Genomic DNA, 22971 nt, shown 5'->3' with positions numbered 1-22971 from the left:
CAAGATGGATTTGCGAGTTCGCTTGGTGCCCCTCGAGGGGATGGAGGCCCGCTTCCTTCACCCCCTGGCGGCCAACGTGCTCGAGGTCATCGGCTGCCCGGTGATGGTCGAGCCGGTTCCTTTGGCCAAAAAGAGCCCGGGGGACTGGGTGACGGCGCTCGGTGCGGCCTTCCCCGACGACCGGTGGGTCGTTGGCGTTGGCCTTTTGTCCCGCGGGCCCCTGATCGACTTCGGCGGGGGCCGGGTGGCGGTGGTGCGGGCGGATCGCCTGATCGACGGTGATGGCCGGCGCTGGCTTTCGCGTTTGATGAAGGCGGTGAACCATGCCATCGGTCGCTTGCTCGGGCTTGGGGCCTGCGGGTCCGATTGCGTGATGGGTCCGGTGGACACGGCAGAGGCCCTCGACGCCCGGCCGCGTTTTTTCTGCGATGGCTGCCGAAAGGCGCTCGAGGCGGGCCTCAGAGCGCCCGGATCACCGCCTGGGTAAACGCGTCGGTCGAAGCCGAGCCGCCGAGATCGGGGGGTGGGTTGTGCTTGAGGGCGTAGGCCACCGCCCGTTCGACGCGTTCGGCGAGGGGCGCGAGGTCCAGGGCGTAGGTGAGGAGCATGGCGGCGGAGAGGATGGCGCCGGCAGGGTTGGCGACCCCCTTGCCGGCGATGTCGGGCGCGGAGCCGTGAATCGGCTCGAACACCGGCGTGCCTTCCCCCACCGAGGCTGACGGCAAAAGACCAAGTGAACCGGGGAGCACCGAGGCCAGGTCCGAGAGGATGTCGCCGAAGATGTTGCCGGTGAGCACCACGTCGAACTGCCCGGGATTCCTCACCAGATGCATGGCCATGGCGTCGACGTACTGGTGGCTGAGGTTGACCTCCGGGTAGTCCGCCGCCATCGCCTCGACGGTGCGCCGCCACAGGGCGCTGACCTCGAGGACATTGGCCTTGTCGACGCTGACCAGCTGCTTGCGGCGTTTTTTCGCCGCCTCGAAGGCCACGCGGGCCACGCGAACGATCTCGGGTTTCGAGTAACGCATCGTGTTCCAGGCCTCGGTCTGGTCCTGACCGCGGGGCTCGCCGAAGTAGATCCCGCCGGTGAGTTCGCGAACGATGAGCAGGTCTACGCCGCGCGCGATCTCGGGGCAGAGTGGCGAGAGGTGCTCAAGGCCCGGGATCACCTTGGCCGGGCGGAGGTTGGCGTAGAGGCCGAGGGTTTGACGCAGCGAAAGCAGCCCCTGTTCCGGCCGTTTTTCCCTCGGGAGACCGTCCCAGCGGGGTCCGCCGATGGCGCCGAGCAAAACCGCATCGGCCTCGAGGACCGCGCGCCGGGTCGGTTGGGGGAATGGTTCACCATGGGCGTCGACGGCCTCGCCGCCAAAGGGCAGGAACTCGAAGCTCAGGTCGAGGCCCTCGGCCTCGTCGAGGGCCTTAAGGACCCGGACCGCGGCTTCGGTGACCTCGGGGCCGATCCCATCGCCGGGCAAGACAGCGATCTGGCTCATGTCCCCCATGCTAAGTGAGCGACCGCGAGTTTTTAAACACACCGATGTCAGCTAAGCGGCCGATCGCGTTTTGCCGGGGCATTGAGGAAACCCGCCGGCAGGTCCGGCGGGTGCTGGAAACGCCCATGCCTACTTGATGCGCGCGCTGTAGACGTAATCCTGCCCCTTGACCCGGGCGTGGCAGGAAGCGCAGCTTTGCAGCTTGCCTTCAGCGGCGACGCTGCCGTCGGGGTTGTACTTGGCCCAGAACCAGTCGCCACCAGCCGGGTCGTACCCCGCGATCTTTTTCATCACCGTGATTGAAGCCAGGGTTTTGTCTTGGGTGTAGTTCTCCTTCACGATGATGGCGCCGTCCGGGTACTGGCCGGCTTTGGCTTGAATCGCGTCATAGGCAATGTTGTTGACGTAAGTGCGCAGGTAGAAGCCGTGAGGCTGGGTGCCTTTATAAAACCCCGGCGGCTTGCCCGGGATGTAGTGCCAGTTCACCTCGTACTGGCTCTGGCTCAGGGATCTCCAGAGGTCTGCGCCCAGGCTCCCCGCGCCAGCCAGCGCCACCACGCCCAAAAATCCCAAGAGGATCCATAAACTCCGCCGCATTTTTCCCTCCCGCCCCCAGCTTGCGTTGGGGGTCGGGGCCGGTGTGTCGTCTTCAATACACGTTTTGGTCGCCGGGTCTGGGACGGGCCTTGTCCATGGCCTCGATGGCTTCTTCGGCTTCGAGCAGGACCTCGAGGGGGTCGTACTTCCCCTCCAAAAAGGCCTCGCGGACCGCCGGCGGGAGCTGGATGGGAAAACCTTCGCCGGCGTAGGCCACGGTCAATTGCACGAGGTCGATCTCGATCACGGTTTCCGGCGTCCGTTCGATGGCTTCCATCAGCCGGGTCACCTGGTCGGATTCGGCCCGGACACAAACCAGGCCGATTTGCGTGGCATTGCCGAAGAAGATCTCGGCGAACGATACCCCGATGATGGCGTCGAACCCGGCGCGTTTGATCGCCTGCGGGGCGTGTTCCCGCGACGAGCCGGAGCCGAACCCCGGCCCCACCACCATGATGCGTGCGCCCTGGAAGCGAGCGTCGTTCAGGGGGTGAGGCTTTGGGTTGCCCTCGGCGTCGAAGCGCTCGTCGTAGAAGAGCCCTTCGCCCAAGCCCTCGAAGGTGATGGTCTTGAGGAAGCGGGCGGGGATGATGCGGTCGGTGTCGATGTCGTGGCCGGGGATGGGCACGCCCCGGCCGGTGATGCGCTGGATTTTAGGCATGCGAACCTCCAATCCCAAAAACTTCCCGGGCGTCGGCGATCTCGCCCGCCACCGCCGCCGCCGCGACCATGACCGGACTGGCGAGGACCGTCCGCCCCTGGGGGCTGCCCTGCCGGCCCTTGTAGTTCCGGTTCGACGAGCTGATGGCGAGCTGGTCGCCCTCGAGGCGATCGGGGTTCATGGCCAGGCACATCGAGCACCCCGCCGATCGCCACTCAAAGCCGGCTTCGATGAACACTTCGGCGATGCCTTCTTCCTCGGCAGCCTTGGCCACCTGCTGGCTGCCGGGGACCACCAGGGCCCGGACGCCCGGCGCCACCTTGTGGCCTTTGAGGTACTTCGCCACCTCCCGCAGATCGGAAAGGCGGGCGTTGGTGCAGCTGCCGATAAAGGCGACATCCACTTTGAGGCCCTTGACGGGCTGTCCCGGTTTGAGCTTCATGTAGCGGAGGGCGTCTTCGATGGCCGCCCGTTCGGGTTCGGGGAAGGCCGAAGGGTCGGGGACCGCGCCGTCGATGGGGGCCGATTGGCCGGGGTGGACCCCCCAGGTGACGGTGGGGGGGATTGCCTCGCCCTGGATCTCGACGACGTCGTCGTAGTGCGCGTCGGGGTCTGAGGCCAGCGATCGCCAACTTTCCACGGCCTCGGCCCAGGCCTCGCCTGTCGGAGCGAAGGGCCGTCCCTTGAGGTATTCGAAGGTGGTCTGGTCCGGGTTCATGTAGCCTATCCGCGCGCCACCTTCGATGGACATATTGGCGATGGTCATCCGCGCTTCCATGTCCATGCGCTCGATGACCTCCCCGCCGTATTCGTAGGCGTACCCGAGACCCCCTTTGACACCCAGGCGGCGGATGATGTGCAGGACCACATCCTTCGCGTAGACCCCGGGCTGGAGCCGGCCGCGAACGTTGATGCGCCGGACCTTGAGCTTGCTGACGGCCACCGTTTGGGTGGCGAGCACGTCCCGGACCTGGGTGGTGCCGATACCGAAGGCGATGGCGCCAAAAGCCCCGTGGGTGCTGGTGTGACTGTCGCCGCAGGCGATGGTGAACCCAGGCTGGGTCAGCCCTTGCTCGGGGCCCACCACGTGGACGATGCCCTGCCGGCCGCTTCCCAGGTCGAAGAAGGTGATGCCGTGCTCGCGAACGTTTTCCCTGAGGGCGGACAGCATGGTTTGCGCCAGGGGATCCCCGAACGGCTCCCGCTGATCCTCGGTGGGGACGATGTGGTCGACGGTGGCGAAGGTGCGGTGCGGGAAGCGAACCTTGAGCCCGCGCTCCTTGAGCATGGCGAAGGCCTGCGGACTCGTGACCTCGTGGATGAGGTGGAGGTCGATGAAGAGTTGGGTTCGCCCGTCCGGGAGTTCCCGGACCGTGTGCGCTTCCCAAACTTTCTCGTAAAGCGTCTTACCCATGGTTTCCTCCAAAAAGAACGCCCCCGTTCGGGGGCACGGCCTCGATACAAAACGCCGCTACCCCCACCGGGTGTGGACTAGGGAGCGCGGCGCCGTCGGCTGCATCTTGCCGCCAAGTATACGGCCGGCACCGTGCGTTGACAAGCGACCTGCCGCAAACTACACTAAAGGGCGCTGCGGGGCGTAGCGCAGCCAGGGAGCGCACCTGAATGGGGTTCAGGTGGTCGGAGGTTCAAATCCTCTCGCCCCGACCAGCAGGGAAAGGCGAACTCCCCGCCTCGCATGCGAGGCGGGGAAGCGCTTTTTTGTGCGTTGAAGGGAGAAAACCCCGAACTCGATCCTACGGAGTGGGCCTCGATGTCCGATTTCCAATGAAGGCAACCGGCCCTTAGGAAGGTTGACGTCCCCTTTGGCAAGGGGGTTGGGGCCCAGGTGAGCCAATGCGGATGGAATGAGCCTGAGGCAAGCTATGGGTCTTGGGTCCGTGTTTTTCACCCCAGGTTCGGCCCCTTAGGACCTTTCGGTTCATTACGCGGATCGCGGCGCTTTCCCCTCGCGCCGGTCGAACTCGGCGAGGAGCACCTTGGCCACTTGCGGTCGGATCATCTCCGGTGGCGGCAGTCGCCCCTGGCGAAGAAGGGCTCGGATCCGGCTCATGCTGACACTGACCCGGGCCCCTTCCTGGTGGGGGCAAGTCCGGTCGGAGGCCATGCCCTCGCAGTCGGGGCAGAAGAACACCTGCGGTGCCTTGAGGATCTGGATCTTTGGGGGTTGGTCGAGCTGGTCGAAGATGCGCTGGGCGGCGAAGGGGTCGTAGTACGCTCCGACGCCGGCGTGGTCCCGGCCCACGATGAAGTGGGTCGCCCCGAAGTTCTGGCGCACGATGGCATGGAAAACGGCCTCGCGCGGTCCCGCGTAGCGCATGGCGGTGGCGAACCCGGCGAGGAAGACGCGCTTTCTGGGATAGAAGCCCTCGATGAGGGTCCGGTAGGCCTCGAGGATGGCCCGGTTCGAGAAGTCGTCGGCCTTCTTCGGTCCCAGGATGGGGTGGATGAAGAGCCCGTCGGCGATTTCCAGGGCCAGCCGCTGGAGGTATTCGTGGGCCCGGTGGGGGGCGTTTCGGGTCTGGAAGGCCACCACCGTCTCCCAACCCCGCCGCTTGAAGCAGGCCCGGGTTTCCGCAGGGGTGAGGATTTGGTGGCGGTAGGGGTGTTCGACCGGCCTCACGAGCCAGATCTCGCCGGCCACCGCCCAGCGCCCTTTCTCGTAGAAGCGGGCCACCCCGGGGTGGGCCGGATCGTCGGTGCCCCAAACCGTCCGGGCCAGTCGCGTGAGATCCAGGGCGAACACCTCGCCCACCTCGAGGATCCCGAAGACCTCGCCGCGGGGACCGCGGATGGTGGCCGGTTCGCCGACGGCCACCCGAGGCAGGTGGCGTTGCTGCAGGAGGATGGGAAGGCTCCACGCGGGTCCCTGGGGCAGTCGCATCCAAGCGGCGACCGCCTCGAGGGTTTCCCGGTCCATGAAGCCCTTTAAGGGGGAAAACGCTCCGGTGGCCAGGTTTTCCAGATCGAGCAGCGTGTCCTCATCGACGGTGAGGGCGGCGAGCTCGTCGGCTTTCGAGAGCCAGCTTTCCCGCTCGGCGGGGGAGAGAACGCGGTCTACGAGCTCGCGGCCGTGAGGTTCGATCGGCACTGGGGCTTCACCTCCTCGCGCAGGCGGACGACCTCGCCGATGACCCAGACCGCCGGCGGCCTGGCCTCAACCTCGCCCTGCGCCACCGCTTTGAGCGGCGCTGCGACGACGCGTTCTTCGGACGTGCAGCCCTTTTCGATGAATACGGTTGGCGTCGCCGGGTCCTTTCCTGACTCGATGAGGGCCCGGGCGATGGCTTGCCGGTTCTGGACCCCCATCAGGATGACCAGGGTGTCGGTGTGAGCGTAGGCGCGCCAGTCGACGCTGCCGCTTTGGCTGCACTGGCCGGTGACCACCGCGAAGCCCCGGGCGAGGCCCCGGTGGGTGAGCGGGATGCCGATGCTCGCGGGAACCCCAAAGCTCGAACTGACCCCCGGGATGACCTCGACCGCCACCCCGTGCCGGGCCAGGAAGATGGCCTCCTCGCTTCCGCGACCGAAAACGAAGGGATCGCCGCCCTTGAGCCGAACCACGGTTTTCCCCTGCCGGGCGTACCCAAGGAGAAGCCGGTGAATCCGCGCCTGGCGTCGTGTTTGTCCGGGCTCTTTGCCGACGTAGTGCCGGATGGCCCGGGGTGGGGCCTCGTTGACGAGGTCAGGGTGCACCAGTCGATCGTAGAGGATGACGTCCGCTTTCCGGATGACCCCCAGGGCCTTGAGGGTGATGAGCTCGGGGTCGCCCGGGCCGGCGCCGACGATGTAGACCTTTCCGCTACCCATGGACACCTCCTCCGAGCCCCCGGAGGAAAAGCCCGAGGCCCAAGAGCGTAAGCCAGGTGAGGAGGCCCAGGCGCATGGGGCGTTCGGGAATGCGCCCCAGGGCTTTCGCGCCTAAGAAAGCGCCGAGCATGCCGCCGAGGGTGAGCTGGAAGAAGAGCCCCGGGTTGAGGCTCCCCATTCCCGCGTAGATGCTCCCGCCGAAAAGGGCGAGGACCAGGCCAAAGGCGAGGTCGGTGCCGACCACTTCGGCCGTGCTCAACCGGCTGAAGGAGAGCAGGGCCAGATTCCCGAGCGCCCCGGCGCCGGCCGAGGAAAAGCCCACCTCCGCGCCGACGAGAAAGGCGATTGGGGTCAGAACGCGGCAGCCCCAGGCCGGGCAGCGGCGCGCCGGCGGGCGTCCGCGAAGGGCGAAGGCGAGGCCGATGGTGGCGGTGGCAAAAACGGTGAGCCCGATGAGGGCGAGCACCGTTCCCTCGGCGCCCCCTCCGCCGAGCGAGCGGAGTAAAACCGCTCCCAGCAGCACTCCCGGAACGCCGCCCAAAAGGAGCCGCCGAAGGGCCCTGGCGTTGACGTGACCTTCCCGCCAGTGAACGAAGGCGGCCGGGAGTTTGACCAGGGCGCTGAAGGCCAGCGCCGTCCCTACCGCCTCGGCGGGGGCGAGGCCAACCAACAGGAGGACTGGGGCGGTGATCACCCCGCCCCCGATGCCGACCAGCCCGATGGCGAAGGCGACAAAAAAGCCGAGGAGAATCGCCATCTATGCCTCCCGGTCGAAGGTGTGGATGCCGCACTCGAGCTTTTTCCCGCCCCAACGCCCCGACCTGGGATCCGATGGATCGATAGGGAGCGAGGTGCAGGGGGCGCAGCCGATCGAGCGGTAGCCCTGGTCGTAGAGCGAGAGGTATGGGATTTCGTTGACCTCGATGTAGGCCCAGACCCCCTTCCAGTTCCAGTCGGCGATGGGATTGACCTTAACGATTGTTTTCCCCGAAGGCAGAACGTGGGCCTCGATCTTTTTGAGGTTTTTCCGGCTCGGCGACTGCTCACGCCGGAGACCGGTCAGCCAGGCATCGTAGCCGGCAAGAGCACGGAGCAGGGGCTCGACTTTGCGGATCCGGCAGCAGCGGTCGGGATCGGTCTGGTAGAGCTTTCCGTACTCGGCTTCTTGCGCCTCGACCGAGAGCCCTGGGGTGAGATTGATGAGGTTGAGCGACCAGGCCTTGGCCATGCGATCGCGATAGGCGTAGGTTTCCGGGAAATGATAGCCGGTATCGAGAAAGAGGACCGGAATGTCCGGTTTGTGTTTTCGGGCCAGGTGAAGGACCACCATGTCCTCGACCTGGAAGCTGCAGGTCAGGCAGGGGTTTTTGGCACTGGCCAGAGCCTCCGCGATGATGGCCTCAGCCGCCATGGTTTCGGCTCGTTCAGCCGTCAGTTTCATGGGCCACCTCCTCTCGTGCTCGCTCGATCATTTCCCGGATGAGGGCCCGGGCACGGGCTTCCTGGTCGGCGCGAAGGTACTCAAGGACCGGGGAATCCACGATCCGGTACCACAGGCGGCGCCGGTCCTCGAACGCTTTGATCCGGTCGGTAACCTCGGGGCGCACCTCGGCCATGAGCTCGGCCAGCGCGCCGTATTCGGGGCCGATGATCCGGGCCAGCTTTTCCTTAAGACGCACCGCCAGCGCCGGCGCTTTTCCCTCGGTGGCGATCGCCAGGGTGAGGGGCCCGCGCTGAAGGCGTGCCGGGAAGCTGAAGTTGGCGTGGCCCGGGTCGTCCAGCGCGTTGAAGAGGACCCCCCGGCGCTGGGCCTCGGCGAAGAGCCGCCGGTTGGCTTCGCGGTCGTCGAGGCAGCTCACGACCAGGAAGAAGCCCTCGAGGTCCCCTTCGCGAGGGTGGCGGGGGATCCAGGCGAGCGCACCGGTTTCGACCTGAGCCGCCACCTCGGGCGGCAGCTCGGGCGCGAGCACCGTGACCCTGGCGCCGGCTCGCAAAAGGGCGGCGACGCGGGCCCAAAATTCCCGCCCCGGCCCGATGACCAGGCAGGGTTGGGCCTTGAGCTTTAAGAAGACGGGGAAGCTTTTCACGGTGTGGTCCTCCGGGGAAGGGTGAGGTCGGTGGCGCTCTGGCGCATCCTAGACCGCGCACTCTCCGGGCCCGCTTTGGACCTCGAACTTCTCTCCTTCGGCACCCAGGTCTTCGTAGAGCTCGGGGGCCGTTTCGTACGGCGGGACCTGGGCCAAGGGGCGAAGGATCGGCTTGAACGAGGCGGGGCCGACCCGCGACACGTAGTCGGCAAACGATTCGTCCTCGCCCCGCTCGCCCAGGTAACGGTCGATGATGATCTGGATCGCCTGGGGAATCCGGCGCGCGGGGATGCTGGCCACGACCTTGCCGAAGCTGGCGCTTTCGCGGCCGGTTCGACCGCCGAGGAGGATGACGTAGTGGGGGACCTCGTGGCCGTTGACCTTTCTCGCCGCGCCATAGAGGCCGATGTCGGCGATGTGGTGGTGACCGCAAGAATTGGGGCAGCCCGAGATCTTGATGCTGATCTCGCCCACCCGGCGGTCGTTGGGGTAGCGTTTTTCGAGCAGGGCCTCGAGGCGATCCGCGAGTGCCCGCGAGTGGGTGATGGCGATGTTGCAGGTGTCGGCGCCCGGGCAGCGGGTGATGTCGGAGAGGGTCTCGGCCCCCGCGTGCGCAAGTCCCGCGGCGTAGAGCTCGGCGTAGACCTTGCTGAGGGCCGCTTCGGGGACCCAGCGCAGCATGAGGTTTTGACCGATGGTGCTGCCCAGGCGGCCGCCGGTGTGGCGGCGGGCGATTCGCGCCAGGGCGCGGAGCTGGGCGGCGGTGATGTCGCCAAGGGGCAGGCGGACGGTCACGCTTACCCAGCCCGATTGTTTTTGCGGCCTGACGTTGGTGCGTTTCCAGGCCTCAAAACCGGGCAGAAGGGAGAGTCCCATCACTCCGCCCGCGACGACGTCTTCCGGGGGCGCTTCCTCCTCGATTTCCCCAAGCTCGGCCCTGCCGGGTTGGGTGGCCAGCACGGTTTCCCGTTCGGCGAGGACCGCCTCGCGGAAGGCCGCTTCGCCCCATTTCCGGATCAAAAACTTCAGCCGGGCCTGGCTGCGGATTTTGCGCTCCCCGTGCCGGTCGAAGACGCGGACGATGGCCTCGAGGGTGGGGAGGAGCAGCTCGGCCGGGGTAAACGGCTCGAGCAGAATGGCGGCCATAGGCGCGGGGCCGAGCCCGCCGCCAACCAGGAGGCGAAAGCCCCGGCGACCCTCTTGGTCCAAAACCGCGAGCGCCCCGACGTCGTGAATCGCGAGCCGGGCGTGATCCTCGCTGCAGCCTTCAAACGCGATCTTGAACTTTCGAGGCAGGTTTTGGGCGATCGGGTTGCGGAGAAAGAAGCGGTAGGTGGCTTTTGCGTACGGCGTGACGTCGAAGGCCTCGGTGGGGGAGATGCCGGCGTAAGGACAGGCGGTGACGTTGCGCACGCTGTTCCCGCATGCTTCACGCGTGGTGAGCTCGACGCTGGCCAGGCGACGGAGGAGTTCGGGGAGGGCGCGCCGCGGCACGTGATGGAGCTGGATCGCCTGCCGGGTGGTGACGTGGGCGATGCCCTTTGGGGTGTAACGCTCGGCGACGTCGGCGATGGCCTCGAGCTGTTCGGCGTTGGCGCGGCCAAAAGGGAGCTTGATGCGCACCATGTGGTGGTCGCTTGAGCCGCGAATGCCGTAGATGCCGTTTTTGAGCCGGAAGCGCTGGAAGTACGCGGGGTCGACCTCGCCCCTTTCCAGCCCGGCGATTAGGACCTCGAGCCGATCGATCTCTGCGCTTTGCGCGGGGTCGATGTGCTGGGTTTCCCTCGACATGCCACCTCCATGACGGGGGCATTCTATACCCTTGAGTTTATATATGTCAAGGGTATAGAGGGGTCATCCCAGCACGCGCTCCCCCCGGCGCCGACGCTACGTTTTGCGGCGACCGCGGCGGGGGGGCGGGTCGAGGTCCACCGGGAGGTCTGCCTCTTGAGACCATTCGTGCATGCTGCCCAGATAGTTCCGGGCCTTGACGCCGAGGCTCTTCAGCATCCAAAAGGCCACGGCGCTCCGGGTGCCAGAGTGGCAGTACACCCCCACTTCCTGCCCCGGTTCGAGCCCGAGCTTTTTGAGAAGCCCGTCGGGCTCGAAAAAGAGTTCCAAAGGCGCGTGCCGGGCCCCGGGGATGCGACCGCCTCGAGGGCAGCAGGGCGGGTGGACTTCCCCTGTGTATTCCGGTTTCGTACGGACATCGAAGAGGGGCTCAAAATGCCGGGCCTGGTCCGCCGTCAGGAGGAGGTTTTCCTGGAAGCGGATCCAGGGCGAGACCGGCTCAGGGGCGTGGGCAAGGGTATCGGTGGCTTCATTCTGCCAGCCGTCGGTCCAGAGGAAGACCTCGTTGCCGGCGAGCGCGAGCAGAAAGGCCGTCCGGGCGAGCTGGCCGGTGAGGCCGTCGTCGTAGCAAACCACCGGGACCTCCGGGGAAAGGCCCAGGGCACCGTTGAGCTCGGCCAGGGCTTGTTGAAAGGCCTGGAGCTCTTCCTGGCTGCGAAGACGGAAACGGGGTTCGGTGAGGTCGAGGCGCACCGCCCCGGGAAGGTGACCGAGCTGGTATTCGGACTCGGTCCGGGTGTCGATGTAACGGGCGTTTTCGAGCTTTTGCCGCAAGAACATGGCTGCATTCTACGCCACGCCCTATCCTGGGGCCCAGGGAAACGCAAACAACCGCCGTTTGGATCGGTCGGTTGAAAAGTTCGGGGGCACGCACTCAAAACCGGTCGTCGATGGCTCGGATCCGCTCGCCCCAGGCACCGCGTCCGAGGATCATCGCCGCGACCTCCGGATCCTCGACCATCTCGGCGCCGTAGACCTCGTGGTGTCGTCGCAGCTGAACGGCCCCCGCCAGTCCCTTCTTCAGGGGACGGGAGGGCAAGTGGGGGAGGATGGGGTCGAAAAGGCCGAGGATGATGCGTTCGAAAGCGATGTAGGGCCGGAGCGTCTTGCCGACATCGTGAAGGAGTGCCGCGCGGATGGCTTTTTGCGGGGCGTGGGGAAAGCGAGCGAGCAACGCCCGAGCCACGGCGACGCCGTGTTCCCGGTCGCGGGGGTCCATGGTCATGAAGAGGCGGGCCTCCGATTCGGTGAGGAAGCGCCTGGCCCAAGCGTCGTCAGGTCGGGCGAGGTTCAGGATTGCCCGGATGCCCCTGGAAATGCGCTTGAATCGCATCGTTCTACCCGGGGTCAGTTTGCCACATTTCTCTTCAGAAAAGGCCGGCAAGCCGTTTGGCCTTGGCCAGGACCTCGTCGAACATGGACTGGGTGAGCCGGCCGGTTTGGGTGTTTTGCCGGGAGACGTGGTAGCTGTCGAGCAGCACGCCACCGCCCGGAAGTCGGTGGCAGGCGCCGTGGGCGAAGGGCCGGTCCTTTTTCTTGAGACCGAACCGGTCGAGAAGGGCATCGTGGGCAATCCGCCCGAGGGCCAGGTACACCCGGAGGTTTGGGAGGTGCGCGAGTTCGCGAGCGGTCCAGTCCGCACAGTTTTGGATTTCTTCCCGGGTGGGCTTGTTTTTCGGCGGGACGCAGCGCACAGCGGCGGTGATGTAGACCCCTTTCAGCCGAAGACCATCCTCCCGGTGGGTGCTGGTTGGTTGGTTCGCCAAACCGGCGCGAAAGAGCGCGGCGTAGAGAAAGTCGCCCGAGGCGTCTCCGGTGAAGACCCGCCCGGTTCGGTTGGCGCCGTGGGCTCCGGGGGCCAGGCCGAAGATGAGGAGCCTGGCCCCCGGGTCGCCGAACCCCGGCACCGGCTTGGCCCAGTAGGTCCAGTCCCGGTACGCCCGGCGTTTTTTCCGGCCCACCTCTTCCCGCCAGGCGACGAGTCTCGGGCAGCGCTCGCAGGCGGTGATGGCCTGGTGAAGGGCGGTGAGTTCATCCATGGGACTCCAGGAAGGTCACCTCCCCGCTGGCGAGATCGTAAATGGCTCCCTGGACCAGGAGCGCACCCGTTTCGACCTTGCTCCGGATCAAGGGCGAATCCTGAAGGATGGTTTGAATCGTGTTCTCGACATGTATTTCCAGCGCTCGCGCCGGGTCGTCGATCTGGGGCGGCAGACCGCGCCGGATCACCCGGGCGAGCCCGGCGAGGTTTTTCGGAGCCCCGCCTGCGCCTTCGAGAGCAGCCCCCACCGCGCCGCACTGGGTGTGCCCCATGACCACCAGCAGGGGGACCTCGAGGGCCCACACCGCGTATTCCAGGCTGCCGAGGGCGGCTTGGTCAGCAACCTGGCCCGCGCTGCGCACCACGAAGAGGGAGCCGAGCGGCTGGTCAAAGAGAATTTCCGGACTCACCCGGGCGTCCGAGCAGGTGAGGACGGCGGCGATCGGGGTGTGCGCCTTTGGCAGGCGGAGGTCGCGGTCCTCGAGGCGCGCTCGGAAGCGGCCGTGGCCTTGGGAGAGGGTTTGTCTGACCTCTTTGGCATCCATGCGCGGTCTCCCCGGGCCTTAGAGCGGAATATTACCGTGTTTTTTCCACGGCCGCGCCTCCTGTTTTTCCCAAAGCACCTCCAGGTGGCGCACCAGGTGGGCCCGGGTGACCTCCGGGCTGATCACGTCGTCGATATAGCCGCGAGCGGCGGCGACGTAGGGATTGTCGAAGGCCTGGCGGTATTCCTCGACCTTCTTGCGCCGGGTCTCTTCGGGGTTGGCCGAGGTCTGGATTTCCCGGCGGTAAATGATGTTGGCCGCACCTTCGGCGCCCATCACGGCCACGGCGGCGGTGGGCCAGGCGAGCACGATGTCGGCGCCCATGTCCTTGGAGTTCATGGCCAGGTAGGCACCGCCGTAGGCCTTGCGCACGATTAAGGTGATTTTGGGGACGGTGGCTTCGGCGTAGGCGTAGAGCATCTTGGCCCCGTGGCGAATGATCCCCCCGTGTTCCTGAGCTACGCCGGGAAGAAAGCCGGTGACGTCCACCAGGGTCAGGATCGGCACATTGAAGGCGTCGAGGGTTCGGATGAAGCGGGCGGCTTTGTCGGCAGCGTGAATGTCGAGGGCTCCGGCCATGAAGCGGGGGTTATTGGCCACGATACCCACCGGCATGCCACCGAGCCGGGCGAAGCCGACGATGATGTTTTTGGCCCAGTGGGGGTGGATCTCCAGGAAGTGTCCGTCGTCCACCAGGGTGCGGATGACCTGGTGCATGTTGTAGGGACGGCGCGGATCCGGTGAGACGAGGTCGAGCAGCTCCGGGGTCTTGCGATCGGGCGGGTCGCCGTTCGGTTTGAGGGGCGGGCGCTCGCGGTTGTTTTGGGGCAGGAACGAGAGGAGGTCCTTGATCAGGTCGAGGACCGCGCGGTCACCCTCGGCCTCGAGGTGGGCCACGCCCGAGACCCCGGCGTGGACGTCGGCCCCGCCGAGTTCTTCGAAGGTGACCTCTTCCCGGGTGACCGATTTGATGACCTCCGGGCCGGTGATGAACATATAAGAGGTTCCCCGGCTCATCAGGACGAAGTCGGTGATCGCCGGGCTGTAAACGGCGCCCCCGGCGCAGGGTCCGAGGATGGCGCTGATCTGCGGGACCACCCCCGAGTAGATGGCGTTGCGGTAAAAGACCTCGCCGTACCCGGAAAGGCTGTCGACGCCCTCCTGGATACGGGCGCCGGCGGAGTCATTGAGCCCGATGATGGGGACCCCGGCCTTCACCGCCAGATCCATGAGCTGGGCGATCTTCCTCCCGTGCATCTTGCCCAGGGACCCCCCGAGGACGGTGAAGTCCTGGCTGAAGACGAACACCTTCCGGCCGTTGATCTGGCCGTAGCCGGTGACCACGCCCTCGCCGGGGGCGTCGATGCCACGCATCAGCTCGGTTTCGAGGTGCTCGACGAACGCGCCGAGTTCGACGAACGTTCCGGGGTCGAGCAGGTACTCAATCCGCTCCCGGGCGGTGAGCTTGCCCTGGTCGTGCTGCTTTTTGACCCGCTTGTCGCCACCGCCTTGGAGGATTTTCTTCCGTCGCTCTTCCATCTCGGCGATCAGCTCTTCGAGGAGTGCACGGCTGATGTCGGCCATGACCCTATGGTACGGGAAAAGCCGCGCTAGCCTGGATGGTGGGAGGTCAACGTGCGATCGGTGCTGGTGTTCGCGCTGCTCGGACTTTGGGCGATCGCTTTTGCGGCGTCGGTCGAAACCAAGGACGGCGCCCGCTTCCAGGGGACCGTCGTCGCGATTTCCGAACGGGAGGTGGTGATACGCACGGCCGAAGGTGAACGCGTCGTGCCCCCCGAGGAGGTGGTCACGCTGGAGCTCGACCGGCCGTGGGCTTTGGGGTTTGCCAACGGCGAAAAGAAGACCGGGCGCCTTGCCGTCCGTTCGGGCACCTGGTCTTTGGACGGTGAGCCGTTCAACTTCTACTCGGTCTTTGCCTTTGCCCCTGTGCAGGAAACGGCTCCCGCCGCCAGCGAAGAGGCGCCTCGTCCCCCGGCGAAGGCGGCCACCGGCGCCCGGGCCCTGGGACCCCGAGCCCCACTTCGGCTGCCGCAGGGGCAGGTTGAGTTTGCCGGCCAGCGCCTTGACGGCGAGGTGCTTCTCGTAACCCCGTCGTACCTTTTGTTGCATTTGCCCAAGGGAGAGCTGGTCAAAATTCCTCTGGCTCGGATCGAGGCCTTTTCCAGCGACATTCCCTGGACCGCGGTGGACCTCGAGGGCCGGGGCCTGACCGGCGCCTTGCAGGCCGAAGGGGGCCGCTGGACGATCGGCGATCTGCCCCTTGACCTCGATCGAACCGCGGCCTTCGTGCCGCGCCTCGATCTGGCTGGGAAGGGAGAGGAACAGGCCGCGGCCTCAACGCATACCGATCGGGGCTCGGCCTCTGGAGATAAGTCGCCGGAAAAAAAGCAAAAAGCCAGCTCAGACGGGCGCAAAGACACCTGCCCCGACCCCGGGGTGTTGCAGGCCCCGTCTCGGGTCAACGTGGCCGGCTGGGCGCCCGAGGTCGCGATCAAGACCGCGGGGGACTTCGCGCAAAGCGGTGACTGGGTCGAGGCGATTCGCATCTACAGCCAGATCGTTGCCGACGCTCCCGACCAAACGTCGGCCTGGATGCGGCTGGGCTCGGCGTACCGGAAGCTCGCGCTCCGCTGCCAGGCCCAGGGCCGGGACGAACGCAGCCAGGCCTACTTTGACCGCGCCGAAAAGGCGTATGCCGAGGCCCAAAGGCGGGCCACCAGCCCCAAAGAGCAAAAGATCGCCGCCTACTGGCGGTCACGGCTCGAAGATGAGCGGCGCTGGGGTCCGGTGGCGGTGGAGGCCTTCGAAAAAGGCTACGACGCTTTTCAAAAGAATGACTTCGAGGCCGCGGCGGCGGCATTCGAAAAAGCGAGCCAGGCCAGCCCCGGTTGGCCCGACGCCGCGTACTGGCGAGGGCGGGCCCTTTTGCAGATGGGAAAGCGCGAAGCGGCGATCCGGGCGCTGAACGAAGCCCTGGCGGCCAATCCCAACTTCAACGCCGCCCGGGATCTCCTTTTAAAGCTCGGGATCGTGGCCGAAGGCACGCCCTTGCAAAGCTTGCTGGCAGAGGCATACCGTCGGGAAACGGAGGGGGACCTCGAGGGCGCGCGTCGGATCTACACCGCGGCTGCCGAGCGCTTTCCGGATGCCTTCCCGGTCGTCTACCGCCTGGGGCTGCTCGATCGGAAGCTCGGGCTTTGGGAGGAAGCAAAAGTCATGCTATCCAAGGCCCTGGAGCTCGCCGATGAGGACGACGCGCGCACCGTTCGCTACTGGCTGGGACGATTAGACCGGGACGCCCGCTACGGTATTCAGGCGGTGGATTTCTTTGAAAAGGGCTATGCCGCGTATGCCCGCGGCGACTACGAGGAAGCGGCGGCGCGTTTTGCCAAGGCCGCCGAGCTGGCACCGGAGTGGGCCGACGCCTACTACTGGCAGGCGCGCTCAAAGCTCAAGCTTGGCCAGAGAGCCGAGGCGTTGGCGCTGCTGCAAAAGACGCTGGCGATCGATCCGGGGCACGAGGGGGCAAAAACGCTTTTCCGAAAGCTCGGCCGGTGATGGGGCACGCCCCCGCGGAACCGCGGGGGCGTGCTTTGGCCTTTTCGCCTTTGGCGGCGGTTAGGATTTGAGGTTTTTGACCGCCTCGATCATCGCCGGCAGCACCTGGTGAACGTCGCCGATAATGCCGTAGTCGGTTTCCTTGAAGATCGGTGCGTCCGGGTCCTTGTTGACCGCGACCACCACCTTGCTCTTGTTCATTCCCGCCTGGTGCTGAACCGCGCCGGAGACGCCCAAGGCGAAGTAGACGGTGGGTTGCACGGTCTTCCCGGTCTGGCCCACCTGCTCGGCGTAAGGCCGCCAGCCGGCGTCGACCACGGCCCGCGTCGCGCCCACGGCTCCGCCGAGGAGGTCGGCCAGGGTTTCGACCATGGCGAAGGCCTCCGGCGAACCCATACCCCGCCCGCCGGTGACCACGATGTTGGCCTCGGTGAGCGAGACGCGCTTTTTCTCCTCCTGAATCTGCTCCAGGACCTGGACCTTGCTTTCCAGGTCGCCCAGGGTGACCGGGAGGGCCTGGACCCGCCCCTCGCCCGCTGGCTCGGCGACCGGGGCGGCGTTGGGTTTGGTGGTGACCACCACCGGGTAGGCCGCGGCCTGGGTTTCGAGGACCCGGTTCAGAAAGCTGTATTTCTTGGCCACCACCCGCTCGGTCTCGGGGGCGACTTCCAGCACGTCCTCAAGGAGGGCGGCATCCAGCCGGGCCGCAAGCCTCGGCGTCCAGCTGCGCCCGGTGCGGGAGGCGGGGGCCACGACCGCCTTGGCGCCGCTCTCCTTGGCCGCGGCGAATGCGGCCGCGGTCCATTTTTCCGCCGTGTACTGGGCGAATTCGGGCCCGTCGACCACATAGAGCGTATCGACGAAACGCTTGGCTTCGCTGGCCACGGCATCCAGGCCCTGGCCAATGATTAACCCCGCGACCTGGGTTCCGAGCGCCGCCGCCAGTTCCCTGGCGCGGCTGACCGCCTCCAGGCCACCCTTTTTCAGCTTGCTGCCGTCGTGATCCAGGACAACGAGAACCATCTGCGCCTCCTTCCTCTCTCGCGGCCTTCGCGGGTGCGGAGGCCGCGCGGGGTGATCTAGATGACCTTGGCCTCCTCGTGGAGGAGCTTGATCAACTCGCGAGCCGCTTCTTCCGGAGCCTTGGTGCCCTCGAGGATCTTCTGTTTGCGCTCGATTTTGACGATCTCCTGAGCGAGGATTTCGACCTTGCTGCCGGAAACGCCGAGCTCGCTCGCTGGGATCTCCTTGATCTCCTTTTTCTTGGCCTTCATGATCCCGGGCAGCGTGGGGTAACGGGGCTCGTTGAGACCCTGCTGGGTGGTGAACACCGCCGGCAGGGCGACCTTGACCACCTCGGCCCCTTCGTCGAGGTCGTGCCGTGCCTTGGCCTCACCTTCGCCCTCGAGGGTAAAGCTCGTGGTCCAGGTCACGCTGGGCCAGCCAAGGGCTTCGGCGAGGGCCGCCCCCAGGGCCTGGCTGTCCCAGTCCGCCTGCTGACCGCCGGTAAAGACCACGGTCGGGGCTTCTTCCTCGAGGACCTTGGCCAGGGCCCGGGCCTCGGTGATCGGGTCCACGTACCCCTCGTGTTTGACGAGCACGGCCCGGTCCGCGCCCATGGCCAGGGCGGTACGGATGGTTTCCTTGGTGCGTTCGGGCCCAAAGGCCACAACCACCGCCTCCCCACCGTGCTTTTCCTTGAGCTGAATGATTTCCTCGACCGCGTATTCGTCCATCTGGTCGAGGATCATGGTGGCCCCGGAGAGGTCCACCTTGCCGCCGTCTTCCCTGAGCTTGGCCTCACCGTCTGGAACCTGCCTGATGACCGCTACGAACTTCATGATGCCTCCTTTCCCTAGGGGATGTTCTTTTTGATGTGCCGGGCGATGATGACCCGCTGGATCTCGTTGGTGCCTTCGTAGATCTGGTTGAGCTTGACGTCCCGGAGGAGCTTCTCCACCGGGAAGTCGTTGACGTAGCCGTAGCCGCCGTGGATCTGGATGGCCTCGTTGGCCGCGTCGAAGGCGATTTCCGAGGCGTAGGCCTTGGCGATGGCGCTGGCGTAGATGTGCCTGGGGTCGCCACGGTCGGCGAGCCAGGCCGCGTAGTAGGTGTACATGCGGGCGGTCTCGAGCCCGATCATCATGTCGGCGAGCTTGAACTGGATGGCCTGCAGGTCGATAATCGGCCGCCCGAAGGCCTCGCGTTCTTTAGCGTACTTGGCCGACTCCTCCAGGGCCCGGCGGGCGACGCCGACGCTGCCCGCCGCCACCGGGATGCGGGTCTTGTCCAGGGTGAGCATGGCGATCTTGAAGCCCTCGCCTTCTTCGCCCAGCCGGTTTGCTACCGGAACCTTAACGTCCTCGAGGACCACCTCGTGGGTGGGGGCGGCGCGCTGGCCCATCTTGCCGTGGATCTTGTTGAAGGCAACCCCGTCCCGGTCGCGTTCGACCACCAGGGCGACGACGCCCTTGTGGCGAAGCCCGGGGTCGAAGGTGGCAAAGACCACCATCCACTCCGCCTCGGCGGCGTTACTGATCCACATCTTGGTGCCGTTCAGGATGTAGTGGTCGCCCACCCGTTCAGCGCGCGTTTTCAGCGCCGCGGCGTCCGATCCGTTCCCCGGCTCGGAAAGGGCGAAGGCGGCCAGCGCCGGCTTTTCGGTCAGGGGGCGCAAGAAGCGCGCCTTTTGCTCTTCCGAGCCCGCGATCAGCACCGGGGTGATCCCGAGTTCGCTGGCCATGGGAATGGTGAAAAACCCCATGTCGGCCCAGGCCAGCTCTTCGCCGATGATCACCTCTTCGACCATCCCCAGTCCGAGGCCTCCGTGGGCTTCGGGAATGGTGACGTTTAAAAGGCCGATCTCGAAGAGCTTTTCGACCAGGGGCCAGGGCGTTTTTTCCGTCTCGTCGTATTCGCGAGCCAGGGGGAGCACCTGCTCCCGGGCGAACCGGCGGGCGAGCTTTTGGATCTCGATCTGTTCATCAGTGAGCGTGAAGTCTAGCGGCATATCCACCTCCCGGGCCGGGCCCGCATCCTTTGACTCAGTATAAGAATTTTCGCGAGCCCTGCAAGCACGACCTATCGTAACGTCTTCCAGCCTGGCCGTGGAAAAAGCGCAATGTGGGAAGCGTGGTGCCCCCTTTGGGGGTGAAATGCGTTAATCTGTGGACTGGGTGCGATAGGCACCGAAAACGTGCCCTCCTTCGGGGCAGGGTGGAATTCCCGACCGGCGGTGAAAGCCCGCGAAGCCCGAAAAGGGCCCGACCCGGTGAAATTCCGGGGCCGACGGTGAAAGTCCGGATGGGAGAAGGAGGTGAATGGAGCTTTAAGCTCCGCCTTGTGCATGGACTGAGCGAGACGGACCATCGTTTCCTACAACTGGCCTTCCAGCTGGCTGAACGTGCCCGGGGGCACACGCACCCGAACCCCCTGGTGGGCGCGGTGGTGGTCAGGGAGGGGCGCGTGGTGGGGGAGGGGTATCACCCCAGGGCCGGGGCCCCGCACGCCGAGATCTTTGCGCTGCGCCAGGCGGGGAGATTGGCGGAGGGGGCCACGGTCTACGTGACGCTCGAGCCCTGCGATCACAGCGGGCGGACGCCCCCCTGTTCGCTCGCCTTGTTGCAAGCCCGGGTGGCTCGGGTGGTCGTCGCCGGGCGCGATCCAAACCCCAAGGCGCGGGGTGGCCTGGAGCGGCTGCGGGCGGCCGGGATCGAGGTGGTGGTGGCGGGCTTAGCCGACGAGCTCCGGGCCCAAAACCGTGCCTTTTTTACCGCGGTCGAAAAGGGTCGACCCTTCGTCCGCTTCAAGGCTGGGGCCACGCTGGACGGCCGGGTCGCCGACCCCAAGGGCAAGAGCCAGTGGATCACCGGCCCCTCATCCCGCCGCGTGGCCCACGCCTTTCGCCAGGAGGCGGCGGCGGTGGTGGTCGGCGTGGGTACGGTTTTGGCCGACGATCCCCGGCTCACGGTGCGCGATCCCGACTTCCGTCCGTTTCCCTGGATGCGCGAGCCGCCGGCGCTGAAGGACCCCGTTCCCGTGGTGTTCGACGCTTCGGCGCGCACCCCCCCCACGGCGCGGCTGCTTGAGCGCGGCCGGGCGGTGATCTTCGTGGGCGAGGGCGCGGATCGTTCTCGAATCGAAGCGCTCCGGGCCGCCGGCGCCGAGGTGGTGACCCTCCCCCGAACCCAGGATGGCCTTGAGGTTTCGCAAGGCCTGCGGTGGCTCTTTGATGCCGGGCTCACCTCGGTGCTCCTCGAGGGCGGCCCGAGGCTCGCCGGCGCCTTTTTCCGCCGTCGGCTGGTCGACCGGGTCTCGCTCTTCCTCGCGCCCCGGCTTTTGGGCGAGGGGCGGGGGGTGATCGAGGGGTTTGCCCCCGGGCTTGGGGGCTCGGTCGGGCTTTCCATCGAGCGGCAGGAGGTTTTGGGCGACGACCTCTGGATCGAGGCCTTGCCCGTGTGGAAGGAGGTTGGATAGGTGTTTACCGGGATCATCGAGGAGGTTGGCACGATTCGCGAGGTTCGCGAGCGGGCGGGGAATCTGCGGGTGGTGATCGAGGCCGAGAAGGTCCTCGAGGACACGCGCATCGGTGACTCGATCGCGGTGAGCGGCCCCTGCCTCACCGTGGTGGAGAAAAGGCCCGGGGCCTTTGTGGTCGACGTGGCCAAGGAGACCGTGGCCCGCACCGCCCCCCGTTGGCGGGTCGGGGTGCCGGTGAACCTTGAGCGCGCCCTGAGGGTTGGCGACCGGCTCGGGGGTCACTTCGTGAGCGGTCACGTCGATGGTGTGGGCCGGGTGGTGCGCTTCGAGCGCCGGCCGGGGGCGAACGACCTCTTTGTCGAGGTGCCGAACGAGCTCAAAAAGTACGTCGCCGAGAAGGGTTCGATTTCGATCGACGGGGTGTCCCTCACCGTGGCCAGCGTGCGTGACCGGATTTTTTCGGTGACCCTCATCCCCCATACCCTCGAGGTCACCACCCTCGGCGCCTTGCGGGTGGGGGATGCGGTGAACCTCGAGGTCGACCTGATCGCGCGCTACCTGGCGCGGCTGGTGGAGGCGCGATGATCGCCGGGATTCCTGAAATTCTCGAAGAGCTCCGTCACGGACGGCCGGTGATCGTGGTGGACGACGAGGACCGGGAGAACGAGGGGGATCTCATTTTCCCCGCCCAGTTCGCAAGCCCCGACCTCGTCAACTTCGCGGTCAAGGAAGCCCGGGGGTTGCTGTGCGTGGCGCTGACCTCCGAGCGGGCCGACGCCCTCGACCTCCGGCCCATGGTCGAAAAGAACACCGATCCCCAGGGGACCGCGTTCACGGTGAGCGTCGACGCCCGGGGTGTGACCACCGGGATCAGCGCCTTTGAACGGGCAGAGACCATCCGCCTGCTCGCCGATCCCGAGGCCCGAGCGGACGATTTCCGCAGGCCGGGTCATGTCTTTCCGCTCATTGCCCGAAAGGGTGGCGTCTTGCGCCGGGCCGGTCACACCGAGGCGACGGTCGACCTGATGCGGCTGGCCGGCCTGTTTCCCGCCGGAGCCTTGATCGAGATCATGAAGGACGACGGTTCGATGGCCCGCCTTTCGGACCTCGAGGCCTTTGCCGAAGCACACGGACTCAAGATCGCCACCATCGCCGACCTCATCCGCTACCGGCTCTCGCTCGGCGATGGCTTCGTGACCCGGGAAGCCGAGGCCAAACTCCCCACCGATTACGGCGAGTTTACGATCATCGGTTACCGTGACCAGGTCACCGGAGAAGAGCACGCGGCCCTGGTCATGGGTGAGCTGGGGGGGGATGAACCGGTGCTGGTCCGTATGCACTCGGAGTGCCTCACCGGCGACGCCCTGCATTCTCTGCGCTGCGACTGCGGTTTTCAGCGCGATCTGGCCATGAGGAAGATCGCCGAGGCCGGTCGGGGCGTGCTCGTCTACCTGCGGCAGGAAGGGCGGGGGATCGGTCTGGTGAATAAAATCAAGGCCTACCACCTCCAGGATGCCGGACTGGATACGGTCGAGGCGAACTTGGCGCTCGGCTTTCCTCCCGACCTCCGCGACTATGGCGTCGGGGCTCAGATTCTCTATGATCTGGGGGTGCGAAAGGTTCGCTTGCTCACCAACAATCCGCGTAAGATCCGGGCCCTTTCGGGCTACGGTATCGAGATCGTCGAGCGGGTGCCCCTGCGTGCGGGCGACAACGCGCATAACGCCCGTTACCTGAAGGCCAAGAAAGAGAAGCTCGGGCACTGGATGGACTAAGCGCCCCACCGTGGCGAAAGCCACGGCGGGGC

General features: G+C 66.2%; 23 protein-coding genes, 1 tRNA gene and 1 riboswitch. Of the genes, 6 read left to right on the top strand and 18 right to left on the bottom strand.

Going from position 1 to position 22971, the window contains the following annotated elements; translation table 11 throughout:
- Positions 1–4: 4 nt before the first annotated feature.
- Positions 5–487, top strand: a complete 483-nt coding sequence (locus ACZ5BT_RS01550; RefSeq protein ID WP_464884883.1) for a hypothetical protein — start codon at positions 5–7, stop codon at positions 485–487.
- Here the strand turns inward: ACZ5BT_RS01550 and leuB are convergent.
- The 4 genes from leuB to leuC all read right to left on the bottom strand — a co-directional run bounded on the left by leuB (position 459) and on the right by leuC (position 4168).
- Positions 459–1496, bottom strand: coding sequence for a 3-isopropylmalate dehydrogenase (leuB, locus tag ACZ5BT_RS01545; RefSeq protein ID WP_464884882.1), 1038 nt, complete (start codon positions 1494–1496; stop codon positions 459–461). The genes ACZ5BT_RS01550 and leuB overlap by 29 nt on opposite strands.
- Before the next feature lie 129 nt (positions 1497–1625).
- The gene (locus ACZ5BT_RS01540) at positions 1626–2093 is read right to left on the bottom strand and encodes a cytochrome P460 family protein (protein ID WP_464884881.1); all 468 of its coding nucleotides are present in this window, start codon (positions 2091–2093) and stop codon (positions 1626–1628) included.
- A 52-nt stretch (positions 2094–2145) separates the two neighbouring features.
- The gene (gene leuD, locus ACZ5BT_RS01535) at positions 2146–2754 is read right to left on the bottom strand and encodes a 3-isopropylmalate dehydratase small subunit (RefSeq protein ID WP_464884880.1); all 609 of its coding nucleotides are present in this window, start codon (positions 2752–2754) and stop codon (positions 2146–2148) included.
- Positions 2747–4168, bottom strand: coding sequence for a 3-isopropylmalate dehydratase large subunit (gene leuC, locus ACZ5BT_RS01530; protein ID WP_464884879.1), 1422 nt, complete (start codon positions 4166–4168; stop codon positions 2747–2749). The genes leuD and leuC overlap by 8 nt, the downstream gene beginning before the upstream one ends.
- A 177-nt stretch (positions 4169–4345) precedes the next feature.
- On the opposite strand from leuC, the gene ACZ5BT_RS01525 reads away from it, so the two are divergent.
- Positions 4346–4422: transfer RNA gene (locus tag ACZ5BT_RS01525), tRNA-Pro, on the top strand.
- A gap of 274 nt (positions 4423–4696) precedes the next feature.
- Here the strand turns inward: ACZ5BT_RS01525 and sat are convergent.
- The 11 genes from sat to ACZ5BT_RS01470 all read right to left on the bottom strand — a co-directional run bounded on the left by sat (position 4697) and on the right by ACZ5BT_RS01470 (position 14690).
- The gene (sat, locus tag ACZ5BT_RS01520; RefSeq protein WP_464884878.1) at positions 4697–5863 is read right to left on the bottom strand and encodes a sulfate adenylyltransferase; all 1167 of its coding nucleotides are present in this window, start codon (positions 5861–5863) and stop codon (positions 4697–4699) included.
- The gene (gene cobA, locus ACZ5BT_RS01515; protein ID WP_464884877.1) at positions 5830–6582 is read right to left on the bottom strand and encodes a uroporphyrinogen-III C-methyltransferase; all 753 of its coding nucleotides are present in this window, start codon (positions 6580–6582) and stop codon (positions 5830–5832) included. The genes sat and cobA overlap by 34 nt, the downstream gene beginning before the upstream one ends.
- Positions 6575–7339: a sulfite exporter TauE/SafE family protein gene (locus ACZ5BT_RS01510; protein WP_464884876.1), complete on the bottom strand. Its 765-nt coding sequence runs from the start codon at positions 7337–7339 to the stop codon at positions 6575–6577. The genes cobA and ACZ5BT_RS01510 overlap by 8 nt, the downstream gene beginning before the upstream one ends.
- The gene (locus tag ACZ5BT_RS01505) at positions 7340–8023 is read right to left on the bottom strand and encodes a phosphoadenylyl-sulfate reductase (protein ID WP_464884875.1); all 684 of its coding nucleotides are present in this window, start codon (positions 8021–8023) and stop codon (positions 7340–7342) included.
- On the bottom strand, positions 8007–8669 hold the full coding sequence (locus ACZ5BT_RS01500) for a precorrin-2 dehydrogenase/sirohydrochlorin ferrochelatase family protein (protein WP_464884874.1): 663 nt from the start codon (positions 8667–8669) through the stop codon (positions 8007–8009). The genes ACZ5BT_RS01505 and ACZ5BT_RS01500 overlap by 17 nt, the downstream gene beginning before the upstream one ends.
- A 48-nt stretch (positions 8670–8717) precedes the next feature.
- A complete protein-coding gene (locus tag ACZ5BT_RS01495) occupies positions 8718–10460 on the bottom strand; it encodes a nitrite/sulfite reductase (RefSeq protein ID WP_464884873.1) in 1743 nt (580 codons plus the stop codon).
- A 96-nt stretch (positions 10461–10556) separates the two neighbouring features.
- Entirely contained in the window at positions 10557–11300 is a 744-nt protein-coding gene (locus ACZ5BT_RS01490) for a sulfurtransferase (RefSeq protein ID WP_464884872.1), read from the bottom strand.
- A 94-nt stretch (positions 11301–11394) separates the two neighbouring features.
- The gene (locus tag ACZ5BT_RS01485; protein WP_464884871.1) at positions 11395–11853 is read right to left on the bottom strand and encodes a phosphohydrolase; all 459 of its coding nucleotides are present in this window, start codon (positions 11851–11853) and stop codon (positions 11395–11397) included.
- 34 nt (positions 11854–11887) lie between these two features.
- Positions 11888–12559: a uracil-DNA glycosylase gene (locus ACZ5BT_RS01480; protein ID WP_464884870.1), complete on the bottom strand. Its 672-nt coding sequence runs from the start codon at positions 12557–12559 to the stop codon at positions 11888–11890.
- The gene (locus ACZ5BT_RS01475; protein ID WP_464884869.1) at positions 12552–13106 is read right to left on the bottom strand and encodes a carbonic anhydrase; all 555 of its coding nucleotides are present in this window, start codon (positions 13104–13106) and stop codon (positions 12552–12554) included. The genes ACZ5BT_RS01480 and ACZ5BT_RS01475 overlap by 8 nt, the downstream gene beginning before the upstream one ends.
- A gap of 18 nt (positions 13107–13124) precedes the next feature.
- Positions 13125–14690: an acyl-CoA carboxylase subunit beta gene (locus ACZ5BT_RS01470; protein ID WP_464884868.1), complete on the bottom strand. Its 1566-nt coding sequence runs from the start codon at positions 14688–14690 to the stop codon at positions 13125–13127.
- Positions 14691–14741: 51 nt separating this feature from the next.
- Here ACZ5BT_RS01470 and ACZ5BT_RS01465 point away from each other — a divergent pair, with 51 nt between their 5' ends.
- On the top strand, positions 14742–16685 hold the full coding sequence (locus ACZ5BT_RS01465) for a tetratricopeptide repeat protein (RefSeq protein WP_464884867.1): 1944 nt from the start codon (positions 14742–14744) through the stop codon (positions 16683–16685).
- Between the two features lie 60 nt (positions 16686–16745).
- Here ACZ5BT_RS01465 and ACZ5BT_RS01460 read toward each other — a convergent pair whose 3' ends face one another.
- Genes ACZ5BT_RS01460 through ACZ5BT_RS01450 form a run of 3 tightly spaced genes read right to left on the bottom strand, consistent with a single transcriptional unit; the run spans position 16746 to position 19695 of the window.
- On the bottom strand, positions 16746–17708 hold the full coding sequence (locus ACZ5BT_RS01460; RefSeq protein WP_464884866.1) for an electron transfer flavoprotein subunit alpha/FixB family protein: 963 nt from the start codon (positions 17706–17708) through the stop codon (positions 16746–16748).
- Positions 17709–17764: 56 nt separating this feature from the next.
- Positions 17765–18526, bottom strand: coding sequence for an electron transfer flavoprotein subunit beta/FixA family protein (locus ACZ5BT_RS01455; RefSeq protein WP_464884865.1), 762 nt, complete (start codon positions 18524–18526; stop codon positions 17765–17767).
- Between the two features lie 14 nt (positions 18527–18540).
- A complete protein-coding gene (locus tag ACZ5BT_RS01450; RefSeq protein ID WP_464884864.1) occupies positions 18541–19695 on the bottom strand; it encodes an acyl-CoA dehydrogenase family protein in 1155 nt (384 codons plus the stop codon).
- 188 nt (positions 19696–19883) lie between these two features.
- A riboswitch (FMN riboswitch) is annotated at positions 19884–20004 on the top strand.
- Between the two features lie 32 nt (positions 20005–20036).
- Here ACZ5BT_RS01450 and ribD point away from each other — a divergent pair.
- Genes ribD through ACZ5BT_RS01435 form a run of 3 tightly spaced genes read left to right on the top strand, consistent with a single transcriptional unit; the run spans position 20037 to position 22939 of the window.
- Entirely contained in the window at positions 20037–21161 is a 1125-nt protein-coding gene (gene ribD, locus ACZ5BT_RS01445; RefSeq protein WP_464885739.1) for a bifunctional diaminohydroxyphosphoribosylaminopyrimidine deaminase/5-amino-6-(5-phosphoribosylamino)uracil reductase RibD, read from the top strand.
- Entirely contained in the window at positions 21162–21749 is a 588-nt protein-coding gene (locus tag ACZ5BT_RS01440; RefSeq protein WP_464884863.1) for a riboflavin synthase, read from the top strand.
- Entirely contained in the window at positions 21746–22939 is a 1194-nt protein-coding gene (locus ACZ5BT_RS01435) for a bifunctional 3,4-dihydroxy-2-butanone-4-phosphate synthase/GTP cyclohydrolase II (protein WP_464884862.1), read from the top strand. Before ACZ5BT_RS01440 ends, ACZ5BT_RS01435 begins: the two co-directional genes overlap by 4 nt.
- The last annotated feature ends 32 nt before the right edge of the window (positions 22940–22971 follow it).

The organism is Vulcanithermus mediatlanticus, assembly GCF_055385885.1.
This window is presented reverse-complemented; position numbering and strand designations above follow the sequence as displayed.

Bases quoted from the DNA above. Each gene is read 5' to 3' on its own strand.
- ACZ5BT_RS01435 (WP_464884862.1), top strand. From the start codon at position 21,746: ATGATCGCCGGGATTCCTGAAATTCTCGAAGAGCTCCGTCACGGACGG.
- ACZ5BT_RS01490 (WP_464884872.1), bottom strand. From the start codon at position 11,300: ATGTTCTTGCGGCAAAAGCTCGAAAACGCCCGTTACATCGACACCCGG.
- cobA (WP_464884877.1), bottom strand. From the start codon at position 6,582: ATGGGTAGCGGAAAGGTCTACATCGTCGGCGCCGGCCCGGGCGACCCC.
- leuC (WP_464884879.1), bottom strand. From the start codon at position 4,168: ATGGGTAAGACGCTTTACGAGAAAGTTTGGGAAGCGCACACGGTCCGG.
- ACZ5BT_RS01480 (WP_464884870.1), bottom strand. From the start codon at position 12,559: ATGGATGAACTCACCGCCCTTCACCAGGCCATCACCGCCTGCGAGCGC.
- ACZ5BT_RS01505 (WP_464884875.1), bottom strand. From the start codon at position 8,023: ATGAAACTGACGGCTGAACGAGCCGAAACCATGGCGGCTGAGGCCATC.
- ACZ5BT_RS01470 (WP_464884868.1), bottom strand. From the start codon at position 14,690: ATGGCCGACATCAGCCGTGCACTCCTCGAAGAGCTGATCGCCGAGATG.
- ACZ5BT_RS01540 (WP_464884881.1), bottom strand. From the start codon at position 2,093: ATGCGGCGGAGTTTATGGATCCTCTTGGGATTTTTGGGCGTGGTGGCG.
- ACZ5BT_RS01475 (WP_464884869.1), bottom strand. From the start codon at position 13,106: ATGGATGCCAAAGAGGTCAGACAAACCCTCTCCCAAGGCCACGGCCGC.
- leuD (WP_464884880.1), bottom strand. From the start codon at position 2,754: ATGCCTAAAATCCAGCGCATCACCGGCCGGGGCGTGCCCATCCCCGGC.
- ACZ5BT_RS01450 (WP_464884864.1), bottom strand. From the start codon at position 19,695: ATGCCGCTAGACTTCACGCTCACTGATGAACAGATCGAGATCCAAAAG.
- ACZ5BT_RS01550 (WP_464884883.1), top strand. From the start codon at position 5: ATGGATTTGCGAGTTCGCTTGGTGCCCCTCGAGGGGATGGAGGCCCGC.
- ACZ5BT_RS01460 (WP_464884866.1), bottom strand. From the start codon at position 17,708: ATGGTTCTCGTTGTCCTGGATCACGACGGCAGCAAGCTGAAAAAGGGT.
- ACZ5BT_RS01510 (WP_464884876.1), bottom strand. From the start codon at position 7,339: ATGGCGATTCTCCTCGGCTTTTTTGTCGCCTTCGCCATCGGGCTGGTC.
- leuB (WP_464884882.1), bottom strand. From the start codon at position 1,496: ATGAGCCAGATCGCTGTCTTGCCCGGCGATGGGATCGGCCCCGAGGTC.
- ACZ5BT_RS01485 (WP_464884871.1), bottom strand. From the start codon at position 11,853: ATGCGATTCAAGCGCATTTCCAGGGGCATCCGGGCAATCCTGAACCTC.
- ACZ5BT_RS01495 (WP_464884873.1), bottom strand. From the start codon at position 10,460: ATGTCGAGGGAAACCCAGCACATCGACCCCGCGCAAAGCGCAGAGATC.
- ACZ5BT_RS01455 (WP_464884865.1), bottom strand. From the start codon at position 18,526: ATGAAGTTCGTAGCGGTCATCAGGCAGGTTCCAGACGGTGAGGCCAAG.